This is a genomic window from uncultured Chitinophaga sp., assembly GCF_937898475.1.
Lineage (GTDB): Bacteria > Bacteroidota > Bacteroidia > Chitinophagales > Chitinophagaceae > Chitinophaga.
Genome location: NZ_CALEJS010000015.1, coordinates 343,335 through 355,915 on the forward strand (window position 1 = coordinate 343,335; position 12,581 = coordinate 355,915).

Annotated in this window: 11 protein-coding genes; 3 read left to right on the forward strand and 8 right to left on the reverse strand. The window is 50.3% G+C overall.

Features of this window, described 5'->3' with window-relative positions; all coding sequences use genetic code 11:
* Positions 1-46: 46 nt before the first annotated feature.
* Positions 47-2,566, forward strand: a complete 2,520-nt coding sequence (locus Q0577_RS08280; RefSeq protein ID WP_298734716.1) for a PIG-L family deacetylase — start codon at positions 47-49, stop codon at positions 2,564-2,566.
* A 290-nt stretch (positions 2,567-2,856) separates the two neighbouring features.
* Complete coding sequence (locus Q0577_RS08285) at positions 2,857-4,566, forward strand: sodium:solute symporter (protein ID WP_298734718.1); 1,710 nt, start codon at positions 2,857-2,859, stop codon at positions 4,564-4,566.
* Here Q0577_RS08285 and Q0577_RS08290 read toward each other — a convergent pair whose 3' ends face one another.
* The 8 genes from Q0577_RS08290 to Q0577_RS08325 form a co-directional block, all read right to left on the reverse strand.
* Positions 4,567-4,806, reverse strand: a complete 240-nt coding sequence (locus Q0577_RS08290; protein ID WP_298734720.1) for a hypothetical protein — start codon at positions 4,804-4,806, stop codon at positions 4,567-4,569. It abuts the gene before it with no gap.
* Between the two features lie 11 nt (positions 4,807-4,817).
* A complete protein-coding gene (locus Q0577_RS08295; RefSeq protein WP_298734722.1) occupies positions 4,818-5,108 on the reverse strand; it encodes a DUF1360 domain-containing protein in 291 nt (96 codons plus the stop codon).
* Positions 5,109-5,116: 8 nt separating this feature from the next.
* Positions 5,117-7,240, reverse strand: a complete 2,124-nt coding sequence (locus Q0577_RS08300; RefSeq protein WP_298734724.1) for a hypothetical protein — start codon at positions 7,238-7,240, stop codon at positions 5,117-5,119.
* Between the two features lie 227 nt (positions 7,241-7,467).
* Positions 7,468-8,298 carry a DUF2911 domain-containing protein gene (locus Q0577_RS08305; RefSeq protein WP_298734726.1) on the reverse strand — a complete coding sequence of 277 codons (831 nt, stop codon included), beginning with the start codon at positions 8,296-8,298 and terminating at the stop codon, positions 7,468-7,470.
* Between the two features lie 88 nt (positions 8,299-8,386).
* A complete protein-coding gene (locus Q0577_RS08310) occupies positions 8,387-9,064 on the reverse strand; it encodes a response regulator transcription factor (RefSeq protein ID WP_298734728.1) in 678 nt (225 codons plus the stop codon).
* 150 nt (positions 9,065-9,214) lie between these two features.
* Entirely contained in the window at positions 9,215-10,018 is an 804-nt protein-coding gene (locus Q0577_RS08315; RefSeq protein WP_298734730.1) for a histidine kinase, read from the reverse strand.
* Positions 10,015-10,677, reverse strand: a complete 663-nt coding sequence (locus tag Q0577_RS08320) for a hypothetical protein (RefSeq protein WP_298734732.1) — start codon at positions 10,675-10,677, stop codon at positions 10,015-10,017. Before Q0577_RS08320 ends, Q0577_RS08315 begins: the two co-directional genes overlap by 4 nt.
* A 20-nt stretch (positions 10,678-10,697) precedes the next feature.
* Complete coding sequence (locus tag Q0577_RS08325; protein WP_298734735.1) at positions 10,698-11,120, reverse strand: hypothetical protein; 423 nt, start codon at positions 11,118-11,120, stop codon at positions 10,698-10,700.
* A 419-nt stretch (positions 11,121-11,539) separates the two neighbouring features.
* On the opposite strand from Q0577_RS08325, the gene Q0577_RS08330 reads away from it, so the two are divergent.
* Positions 11,540-12,277, forward strand: coding sequence for a hypothetical protein (locus Q0577_RS08330; RefSeq protein ID WP_298734738.1), 738 nt, complete (start codon positions 11,540-11,542; stop codon positions 12,275-12,277).
* Positions 12,278-12,581 lie beyond the last annotated feature (304 nt).

The window sequence follows — 12,581 nt, forward strand, 5'->3', positions numbered from 1 at the left end:
GATATTAAATGCTTATTTTTGATGATCTGTAAACAGCAGCAACAAAATGTTTTTAAGGACCATATTAACAGGATTAACAGCCGCCGTCGTTTCCCTCCCTTTGTGGGCACAGCCTTCTCCGCAACTGAACGCTGCCGCCATTAAACTGCAAATGAAGAAACTGGACACGCTGGGCAGCGTGCTCTATATGGCCGCACACCCGGATGATGAGAATACCCGTTTACTGAGTTACCTCGCCAAAGAAAAACTGTACCGTACCGGCTATCTGTCGCTTACACGCGGCGATGGCGGACAAAACCTGGTGGGTAATGAGCAGGGGGAGTTACTGGGACTGATCCGCACGCAGGAACTGCTGGCTGCCCGCCGTATTGATGGCGCTGAACAGTTCTTCTCCCGCGCGCAGGACTTCGGCTTTTCCAAGAACCCCGGGGAAACCTTCACTATCTGGGACAAAGAAAAGATCCTGGGAGACGCCGTTTGGGTGATCCGTAATTTTCAGCCGGATGTGATCATCTGCCGCTTCCCGGCAGACAGCCGCGCAGGTCATGGTCACCACACCGCATCTGCCATGCTGGCGGCAGAGGCCTTTGAAGCCGCCGCAGATCCAACACGCTATCCCGAACAGCTGCAATACGTTAAACCATGGCAGGCTAAACGCCTGTTGTGGAATACCTATACTTTCGGCAACATCAATACCACCGCGCCCGATCAATATAAGATCGATGTGGGCGCCTATAACGTATTCTTAGGCAGAGGTTATGGAGAGATTGCCGCCGAAAGCCGCTCGCAGCACAAAAGCCAGGGCTTTGGCGTAGCCGCCACCCGCGGCAGCGCACTGGAATACTTTACCACCATCAAAGGCGAGACACCTGTACACAGCCTGCTGGATGGCATAAACACCAGCTGGGAACGTGTGCCGGGCGGCAAAGCCATCGGCGAACAGATAGACAAGGCGCTGGCTGCTTATAACATCGATGACCCTTCTGCTTCCGTACCCGCATTGCTGGCTATACGAAAATCCATCGCCGCGCTGCCGGACGGCTACTGGAAAACCCGGAAACTGAAGGAGACGGAAGACCTGATCCTGGCCTGCGCGGGGCTCTGGGCAGAGGCCTACAGCTCCACACCGGTGACCGTACCGGGTGAACCGCTGCAAACCAGCGTACAGCTGATCAATAACGGCCAGGTGCCCGTGCTGCTGCAATCCATCAGCGTGGCAGGAAAGGATACCTCCTTCAACAAACAGCCACTGGTATTTGACCAGCTGCTCAGCATCCCGCAACAGATCACCGTACCCGCCAATACACCTGTATCACAGCCCTACTGGCTGCAGGATTATCAGCATCCGCTGGGTACTTACACCATCAAAGACCTGCAGCTGGTTGGCCGACCGGAAAATATCCCGGCCCTGCAGGCTACGATCCGGCTGGAAATCGGCGGACAGGCATTTGAACTGGTAAGACCACTGCAATACAAACATACCGATCCTGTTAAAGGGGAATTATACGAACCGCTGGTGATTGCACCCCGCGTTACCGCCAACCTGAGCAACCAGGTGTTCATCTTCACCGGCACCCAGCCGCAGCAGGTGAGCGTGAAGCTCAAAGCCATGGCGGATAACAACAACGGCAACGTTCAGCTGCAGCTGCCCGCCGGCTTTAAGGCCAGTCCGCAACAGCAGCCCTTCAAGCTGGATAAAAAAGGCGATGAAACAGAACTGCAGTTCAGCATTGCCCCGGTAACGGCCAACGGTACCAACCGCGTAGATACCTTTAACGTAGCCGTGAGCACCAACGGAAAGGTGTATACGCAAAGCCTGCAAACCATCAGTTATGATCATATTCCGCCTATCACCCTCTTTCCGCCTGCGGCAGCGCGGCTGGTGAGGGTGCACCTGGAACATAACGGCCAGCGCCTGGGTTACATTGCCGGGGCAGGTGATATGGTGGCGGCGTCGCTGCGCCAGGTAGGCTACCAGGTAACCGTGCTGGAGGAAAAAGATATTATGGGCGATCTTTCATCATACGATGCCATCATTACCGGCGTAAGGGCCTATAACACCAACGGGCGTCTGAAATACTGGCAGCCCAGGCTGATGGACTATGTGAAGAACGGCGGCACGCTGCTGGTGCAGTATAATACCAATGCGCCGCTGGTGACCGGCCAGCTGGGACCTTTTCCGTTTACCCTTTCCCGTGGCGACCGGGTAACGGAAGAAAACGCCAGCGTAACCTGGCTGCTGCCGGAGCATCCCGTGATGCAGTATCCCAACAAGCTCACCCCGCAGGACTTTGACGGCTGGGTGCAGGAGCGGGGACTCTATTTTACGGCCAATGCAGATCCATCCTACCAGAAACTGTTTGCCATGAACGATAAAGGCACGGATCCACTGGACGGCAGCACACTGATCGCGCGGTATGGAAAAGGACGATACGTGTATACCTCCCTGGCATTTTTCAGACAACTGCCTGCCGGTGTACCGGGCGCCTATCGTTTATTCGTGAATCTTATTTCAGATAAAAAAACAACAACACCACGAGGCAATGGGAAAACAAGCACCCGATAGATCCCGGTTAAATGTGGCAGCCGGCTTGTGTATTGCGCTCGGGCTGATCATCGGCATTTTAATCAAAAGAGTGCACATAGGTCTTATGATAGGCATTGGACTGGGGCTGTTAGGCGGGGCACTCATCAATCGCAGATAAATTAAATAATTAATAAGCACCTGTAATTTCACTGACTCATGAAAAGTGAGAAGCCACCCTTATTCCCCTCCTGGTGGATGTGGTACCTGTTGGTGTGCGGCTTTCTGGCCGTGCTGATTGTATTATTCTACCTGTTCACCAAAACATACGCATGAGCATACTGGACTGGATTGTATTAAGTGTTACACTGGCAGTGATCATTTTATATGGTGTCTGGAAAAGCCGTGGTCATAAGAATATTGACGGGTATTTCCTGAGCAACCAATCTATGCCCTGGTATATTGTGCTGCTGTCTATTATCGGTACACAGGCCAGTGCGGTTACATTTTTATCGGCTCCCGGTCAGGCCTATACGGACGGGATGCGTTTTGTTCAATATTACTTCGGCTTGCCGCTGGCCATGGTGGTGCTCTGTATCACTTTTGTGCCCATCTTTCACCGGCTGAAGGTATATACGGCATACGAGTTCCTGGAACAGCGTTTTGATCTTAAAACACGTACGCTCACGGCGGTGTTGTTCCTGGTGCAACGGGCGTTGTCTACCGGGATCAGCATCTATGCACCTTCCATTATCCTGAGCAGTTTGCTGGGCTGGAATATTTACTGGACCAATGTGGTGATGGGCGGCCTGCTTATTATCTATACCATGTCTGGCGGTACCAGGGCGGTAAGCTATACACAGACGCTGCAGCTGGCCATCGTCTTTACGGGCATGTTTTTGGCAGGCTGGATGGTGGTGCACCTGCTGCCGGAGAATATCAGCTTTAATGAAGCACTGCATGTATCCGGCAAAATGGACCGCTTAAATGTGATCGTCACTAAATTCGACTGGCAGGATAAATACAATATCTGGAGCGGGCTGATAGGCGGTTTCTTCCTGGCGCTGTCTTACTTTGGGACCGACCAGTCGCAGGTGGGCCGTTATCTCACCGCCAAATCAGTAACGGAAAGCAGGCTGGGGCTGCTCATGAACGGCCTGGTGAAAGTACCCATGCAGTTCCTGATCCTGCTGATAGGGGCGCTGGTGTTTGTGTTCTACATGTATTTCCGTTCTCCCATTTTCTTTAACCAGGGGCAGTTGAATAAGGTATACCGTACGGAATACGGTACCGAGCTGAAAGCGCTGGAGCAGCAATATGATCAGCTTTCTGCTACCAAGCAGCAGCAGGTGAAAATACTGGCCAGCGCACTGGAAGGAAAAGATGAGGGAACGATACGCCAGGCGCAGGATGCGTTGCAGCAAACGGAGCGTGTTGCTGAAGGGGTCCGTACACAGGCGAAGAAATTAATCAAACAGGCCGATCCGGCTGCTGATGATAATGACACCAACTACATCTTCCTGCATTTTGTGGTGAACAACCTGCCTAAGGGACTGGTAGGCCTGCTGATCGCCATTATCTTCCTGGCTTCCTGGGGCAGCATTGCGGCGGCGCTTAACTCCCTCGCCTCTACGACGGTGGTGGATGTGTACAAGCGTATGATCAACAAGGATGATTCAGAGGGGCACTACCTGCGGGTGTCCCGCTGGTGGACGCTGATCTGGGGCATTTTCTGCATCATGGTAGCACAGTTTGCCAGCGAGCTGGGAAGCCTGATAGAAGCGGTGAACGTGCTGGGATCACTTTTTTACGGGGTGATACTGGGCATTTTCATGGTAGCTTTTTATATCAAAAGACTGGGCGGCAATGCCGTTTTCTGGTCGGCCATTGTGTCCGAAGTGCTGGTGATCACGATCTACAAAATGGAGATCGTTTCCTTCCTCTGGCTGAATGTGATTGGCTGTGCACTGGTGATATTGCTGGCCTTCATCATTCATCTCTGCGGCGGTAAGGATAACGGCAAGGCCACAACGGCGTCGTGATCAGTCCAGCTGAACGAGGTTGGGCACATCCCTGAGCCGGGAAGCATCCTGGCGGTGCACCATTTGTATGGCGCCTTTAGCTGCAAAGCGATAGGTTTTGCCGGTAATGCTGCCGGTAGCCGTGAGCGAAGTATCGCCTACGTACTGGAACGCGAGCATTTCAGGCCCGGGCCCGTTGGAGGGCCGGGCCATTCCTCTTGACTGGGTCGCCAATGCGGCCCTTTTCTTTCCGCAACACATAATAATCGTTTTTAGTGGTCAATTGTTTGTTTTGAAGTCAGTTTTTCCAGCAGGATGGCCGCCCCTGAGATGGCGGGCCATAGCAGGAGCTTTTCCTGCCAGGAGATGCCCAGCCAGATGGCAAAGGGGAGGGCTACCCATATACTCAGGCAGTAAAAGCAGTCGAGCAGGTTTCCGAAGAAACCTGCTCCTGCCTTTTTCCTGAGCAGGAAGATGATATCAAAAGGCCCATCTTCCGCCTGGAAGAGGTGCGTGATCCTCCAGGCTGCCAGCATCGCGAGTATGAGATAATAAAAATGCATCGTGTTGTTTATCCGAGACAGAATCCTTTGGGCATATATGCATAATACCCGTACTGGCTGCTGCCCACAATGGTACGATCGTGGCCCTGTATCCAGATATTGTACCCGCAGGGCGGCGTAGCGCCGGTGGTCTGCAATGTCCAGGTACCGGATTTGCCTCCGTTCGGCAAGGGGAACAATGCGCTGCCATAAGACAGGGATGCCGTGGCCAGGCCGTCTATCTGTATGGTAGTACCTGCGGCTGCAGGGGTAATATACAAACTCATGCCCGCGCTATCATTGTCAAATATATGGTAAGTGCCTGATATAGTGCTGCCCGGCGGAAAGTCGCCACAGTCGCCGCCTCCGCTGGTGATGGTTACGTCAACGTCCGGTGCGTGTACATCTGCCTTGAAGGCTACCCACTGGCTGTTATAGAATACACCGCCCAGGGTAATATCCTCAAATTCCACCTTGATGAAATGGATACCGTTTTCAGATGGTACATAGCTGCCAAACAGATCGTCTACAATGAAGGTATTGGTGCTGGGGTTGGCCAGGTAAGGCATCCAGCCGTTGGCATCCGGTGTAAGGGTGATCTGTGGCGAGATGGTGCCAAAGGTATCTGTCTTGATCTTCACCGGCGTCATTACGGAATGAATGGCGGTGCTGGGCGCTATTACCCTGATCCTGTAACGGAAGTTGTGGGTGTTCTGGTTAAAGAAACGGCCGCGCAGGGTGGTGTTCCCGCCAAAGGGGCTTTCCACAGCGGTAAAGCCGAGGGTGTGCAGTCCGTTGGCTTCGCCGGTAACGTTGCTGATCAGGTCTACCGGCATGCCGCCCAGCAGTTCAATAAAGGGTTTCAGCTGTCCGGGGTTCACGCCATTGGGCAGGGGTTTGATCTCCACATTGCATTCTTCCCAATCGCCCCAGGGCGCTACCCAGTTGGGGTCTGCCGGCGGTACCCAGTTCCAGGAGAGGATCACCCTTACTTTGGCCCTGCCTGTCTGGCACCATTCTTTCTGATAGGGGTCCAGGGATATTTTCAGCGGTGCATTGTACCACAGGCCGCCATCCGGCACTGCAATATCGTGTACGGTTACGGAAGAAGTGCCCATGTATACCCAGCCGGCGCCAAAGTCCATATAATAGGCCAGGTATTCCTGTGAGCCTTTGGAGCAGAGGTTACCGGAGTAACCGGCGGAGCGTTTGATATGAATGGCGGCATTCAGCGTATCGAAATCGCGGTTCAGTCCAACGCACACCACTTCTTCATAAGTGGTATTGAACTGCTGTTGCTGCAGGGCGTCGATGATGGCGCTGATATCCAGGTCATATTTCTTTAAGAGGCTGTATTGCGCTGCGCTGACGGCTGCTTTGGTAAAGAGGGTGTTGCTGACAAAGCCGAAGCCTTTCCGTGAAGGCTCGATATCCTTGCCGTAGATCTTTACGATCTCTTCGAGCGTGTAATTCTCCTTCACTTCCGGCGTATACTCCAGCGGGGGCAGTTCCTGTTCTATGATGTCGAACTGTTTGGCATCGAGCTTTACGTTGGCCTTGATGAAAATATCATCCAGCAGGCAGATGATACCGGTACGCGGGGCGGCTTGTATACAGGCATCCAGCACATTGCCCCAGATGGGCGGCCAGAAAGGCAAAGCAGGCGGCGGCAGCTGGTTCCAGGAAAGGATACCGCGTACCAGGGGCAGTACCGGTTTTTTATCGCAGCAGGTTCTCCTTTTGGGAACGAAGGTTTTGAACACCTCATAGCAGAGATCTTCTGTGCTGCCAAAATCGTGGATGTCGAAATTCACTACGCCTTCATCTTCCCAGGAGGCGCCGTTATCATAGCTAACATAAAAGCGTACATACTCTTTGCTGCCCGGTGTGCAGGGACCGCCGCTGTAGCCGGCGCCCTGTTTTACTTTTACGATGGCGCTGAGGCGCTGGATATCGGGCTTGTAGCTGACGCAGGTAAGTTCTTCATAAAATGTGTTGTACAACAGTTCGAGCTCAGGTTTGAACTGTTCATTCAGGGGGCTTTCCTTATCCTGTATGCCGAAATAGTTCGGGTTCTTCAGGAGCAGGAAATGCTGCTTATTCCTCAGCTCAACATTGTCGTTGGTGCTGAGCGCTTTTGTGCGGGATGGCATGATGTTACATTTTTGGGGTTTTAGAAAAACAATACACTAAGATCAGGGATCTGCAGATCTGATTGGGGTTGTGGTATTATGATGCAAATGTAGGGGAAGGGAGGGAGGAAGAAAAGCGTAGAAATACGCGAAAAAATAGCTGTTAGCTGTTAGCTATTGGCTATTAGCGATGGCTTCAACAGCAGCCACGTGCTAACGGCTAACAGCCAGCAGCTAACAGCTTAATATTACAGGCTGGCGATCAGCTTATTATTCAGCGACACGTAGTCGTCGTTCTTGGCTTCTTTGGCCAGTTCGATAGACTGTAGGGCGGTAGCTTTAGCGCCGGCTTTATCGCCTGTTTTGGCCTGTATTTTGGCTTTCAGGTGATAGATCCAGAACGCTTTGGGATTTTCTTTGGCGGCGGCGTCGGCCCATTCGAGGGCTTTCTTCAGGTCTTTGCCGCTTTCAAAGTAGTAGGAAGCTGCCTGGAAGTAAGGCTTTTTTTCGCCTTTCATGGCTTCGTCCAGCTGTGCGGTGATCTTGCTGTCGATATCGGCGGTGATGTTTACCGGTACGGCGGTTTTATCCCACAGCAGCAGCATGTTCATGGAGCTGGGCATTACCTCGTCAAAAGAGATCAGGAAGCTTTCAACGGAGAAAGGCATTTCCATGGGTTGCGCCGTGATACGTACCACGTCGTTCTCCTGTTTGTAGGCGGAAGGGCTGGTTACGTTCAGGTCTTTGGTGAGGATCACGGTCCATTCCGCCTGTCCGGGGATGGTGAGCAGGCCGTATTTACCCGCTTTAACGGGTTTACCGCCAAAGTTTACGTCTTCGCCGAAAGTGATGGTGGTGGCGCCGTTGGCACCGGTTCTCCATACTTTGCCATAAGGCACCAGGTCGCCCATGATGTTCCTGCCTTTTACAGCGGGGCGGGAGTAGCTCACTTCCACGTAGGAGAGTGCAAAATCCTGCTTTACTGTTTGGCCGGGACTGGGAGCCGGCATTTTAACATTCTGGGCAAAGGCGCCCTGCGCAAGGCACAGGAACGCGCAGTAGTAAACTAGTTTTCTCATATAATTGGTGGTTTAAATGTAGCGGTTAGCTGCCGGCTTTTAGCTGTCAGCTGCTGCTAATGGCTAAGGGCTGACGGCTTGCAGCTGTTTACTCTATCAGTCCGTTCCTGAATGCATACACTACCAGTCCTACGGTGTTTTTGGCGCTGGTCTTCTCCAGCAGTTTCTGGCGGATGCCTTCAACGGTACGCGGACTGAGAAAGATCTTTTCGGAGATCTCCTGGGTAGTGAATTCGTTGCAGATGAGCTGGAGGACTTCCTTTTCGCGTTCGTTCAGCTGCAGTTCTGTATTGGCATTATTGTTCCTGAAAGTAGGTTTGAACTGCTGCCGGTTCTTGTGCAGTACTTTCTTAAGCAGGGCGAGGTTGACATTCTCGCTGAAGTAGAATCCTTTTTCATGCGTGGTACAAATGGCTTCATAGATCTCTTCGGGTTCTGCGTTTTTGAGCAGGTAGGCGTTGGCGCCATTTTCCACCAGGTGTACGATGAAGTTGTCGTCTTCGTACATGGTGAGGATGATGATCTTTATGTCAGGGAACCTTTCCTTTACCTGTACGGTGGCCTGGATGCCGTCCATGTTAGGCATTTTAAGGTCCATGAGTATCACATCGGGTACTTGCTCTTCTTCCATGATCTTTAACAGATGCTCCCCGTCTTCTGCTTCAAACACTACGTTGATATTATCGTATGGAGTGAGCGTGTTGATAACGCCGCTTCGAAAGATCTTATGATCGTCAGCAATCGCCACTTTTATCTTGTCAGCCATAGGGAGATGAGTTGTGTAAACAGTTTAACTGGCCGTAAAGTTAAGTGATTTTTTTTCTTAACGTTTAACTGTCAACAATTTAATATCTAGCGTGCTTCGCTTGTCCGGTTGGCAGCAGTTAGTTTGCAGTTTGCAGTCTACTGTAAACCGCTATCCGATCACGGGCTGGTAGTTTTCCACCCTGATCTGGGCGATCGTACCTGTTGGAGCTCTCTTTGCAAAGGTGATACTTCCCCCGATAATATTCAGGCGGCTTTCAATATTTTTAAGACCGAGGCTACCGTTTTTTTTGCGCGACTGTTGCAGTGAGTCCAGGAGGCGGCCATTGCCGTTATCCTCCACGTCTACGCTTAGGAGGGTAGGGGTGCTGTGGTAGGTGATCAGGACTTCGGTGGCCTGGGCATGTTTCAGGATATTGTTCATCAGCTCCTGTACCACGCGGTATACGTTCAGCGCCTTTTCCCGGTCTACCGGGCGGTTGTTGCCGGAGGTCTTGAAGGAGATCGCCACCTGTTTGTTCTTGTTCATCAGGCTGCAGAAGGAATCCAGCGCGTGTGAAAGACCCAGGTTATCCAGGGCCTGGGGATGCAGGCTTTGGGATATGAAGCGCAGGTGCTGGATGATGGTATCGGTAAAGTCTTTGGTTTCCTTAAGGCGTTCGGCTTCGCCGTTGCCGTTTTTAAGGTGTTGCGACAGCTGCCCGATGTTGAGTTTGAGTACAGACAGCTGGGCGCCTACTTCATCGTGCAGGTCTTCAGCAATGCGCTTGCGCTCCTGCTCCTGTCCCTGCAGCACGGCCACCAGGCGTTCGCGTTGCAGTTCGAGGTCTTTATCGCGGAGGGCAAGTTTGTGCTGGATGACTTGTTTTTGCTGAAATATTACCAGTATAACCACCAGGATACCCAGCATGAGCATACCAATAGTGCCAATAACGACTATTTCAACGATATTCATCCTCGCTGTTGTTTTACTTTCATAAGGCCAATATAAAAAAGAATTGCCTCAATAATTCCACTTATAAAAACGAGTGATGGAATAATGAGGTTAGTATTACCGACGGAATGGCGCAGAAAGAAGTTGTAAGTAAGTGCATGAAAGAAAGAACTGCATAGGTATATAAACAGCCCGGAATTAAACCAGAAATTGGGAAGGGTATTAATGAAAATTGACTCCCTGATCAGCTCTTCATCAAACAAAAGCTGGATAAAGAATATAACGCCGTAGCATAACAGCAGGAAAGTCCGGATTGTCATGAAGATGGAGTTAAAGCTAAATATGCCCTCCAGCTTTAAAAAATCTAAAAAGAAGATAACTATAGCGGGGAGCAGCAGGATCTTTATTATTTTTTGGGTGAACGTATTTTTGATCAGACAAGCGTAATAAACTGATAGCACAATAAACTGTACTAAATTCATAATAGAAGTAAACCACAGGTTATTGTTGAGTAGCCGGGCAATGATGGCAGATCCCACAGCGAAAAAAACACTTGAAATAAGGTAATAGTAGGCCCATCTTTCGGCTTTATTCAGCAATCTGCTACTTAAAGTAAAGGGGATCAAAATTAAACATTCGATCCCCGTCATTGCGTAAAAAAGAATTTCAAATATACTCACTTAGTTCTCCATTTAAAAACTCATGGGCAATAGCTAGGGCATGGTAAACCTCCATCCAGCGCGCCTCCATCATCAACCGGGTCACCTGTCGGAGCAGGATCAGGAGGCGCAAAGCTTAATCCGGCGATCTTCGGCCTGGGACGTTTATAAGGTACGTTCTTGCCCTCTTTGTTCACTGCATACAGTACCATTTTCTTATCGTCTACACCGTCTCCGTTCAGGTCCATACCGTAGTAGATACGGATACCAACAATTTCTTCATGGCAGTTCAGCAGTTCCAGTATCTTTTCCTTTCCGAAGAAATAGGCTTGCGTATAATTCTCCCCACGTCCTTTCTGCTTTTCGTTATCCCCGTATTTGCCGATCATTCTGTCAGCATCTTTTAAGGAGATGAACTCCCCTGCATCGGAGGGGTAGTGGAGTTTTTTAGCATCTGTACTCATGTGACAACAGTTTTAGTTAATTAGGATGTTAGATAAATAGCCAGTGGCGGTAAAGTTATTACAAAATCTCACTTTTTAAAGATTACATACATATGGCACATATGTGTTAAGTGTAACGTGTTTTTCCTGCAAACCCGCTACGATATTGTGTTTGCTGCCTGTTATCCAGTCCAACCCTCCGTTCAGTTTCAGTACTTTCCCGGAAAAATGCGTAGTTCTACGCATGACCCTTATCCATAGGGCAGTAGCGGGGAGTGAAGGGGGTAATAAATAAAAAATATTTGTTTTTTGTTGCATTCTTAAATTATAGTTGCTATTTTGTTCGTATCAGTATCATAGTAATTGATAACCGGTCTCCTGTTATGTGGTTTTAACATTGAGTCAACTTTTATTATTGTTTAACCTTTAAATGGTATCTCATGATTACCCAGGAAAAGAAAGCCACATTATTAAAGGACATCAGGAAGATCGGTTCCTTCATCTCTTCCAAACAAGCCCAGGAAATGATCGCTGCCTACCAGCAGCAGGAACCGGAAGGTACACGGTCTGTAGTGTATGGCCGCCATGTGTTCGAAGCATTGCTGCAGATACCCGGCTGTGAAGGTATCCGCGCATTCAACGCCATTAATGCAGAAGGTATCCACACCTTCGTGCTCATTGGCGCCAATGCAAAAGGCAAACACATTTACGAGGCTATTTTTGACACTGGCCTGCCTTGCCCTGCCAGCTGTCCCTTCGGCAGCGCCGACCTGGAAGGTTATTTATGGAAAAAAGCCAATGAGGCTCCGCTGGATCTGACTACCATTGGCGCTTCTATTTCCCGTGCCGCTGCACATGAAATGATCGCTACCTGGCAGAACGAAGAGCCGGAAGCTTTCCGCTCCTGGTTATATGGCCGTGAGCTGTTCGATGCTTTGCTGGCTGTTCCCGGATGCGCCGGTATCCGTATCTTCAACGGTATCAATGACCAGGGCGCACACTCACTGGTATTTACAGCGGTAGATGCGGTAGGTGGCAATATCCTTGAGTATAAGGTTAATACTGCCAATGGCGTAGAGACTGTAAAAGCGCCGCTGGCGGATAGTGGTCTGCCTTGCCCGGCTAGTTGTCCGGACAGCATAGACCTGAAGATCTACATGTCTAAAGACCGTCACTAAGACTATACGTTAAGCTATTCATTTTAAAGGGGTTGCCGGCAGGCAATCCCTTTTTTATTGCCTGGTACCGTATTTCCCGCAAAGAATGCGTAGAACTACGCATTTTCTATTTTATGCGTGTTTAACGCTTGACTGCTCCTGCATTATTCCCAACCTTTGTAACATCAACCTGAGTACGAAAGATTCACGTTATTACTTTGGAGAGGGCAATACTTGGGTTAATAGTTGAATTGGGCCTTTCTACCCATGTTTGTTTCTTCCGGTATGCAGAGAAAGAGAGAAAAGGAAAAATCGGTTATTCAGG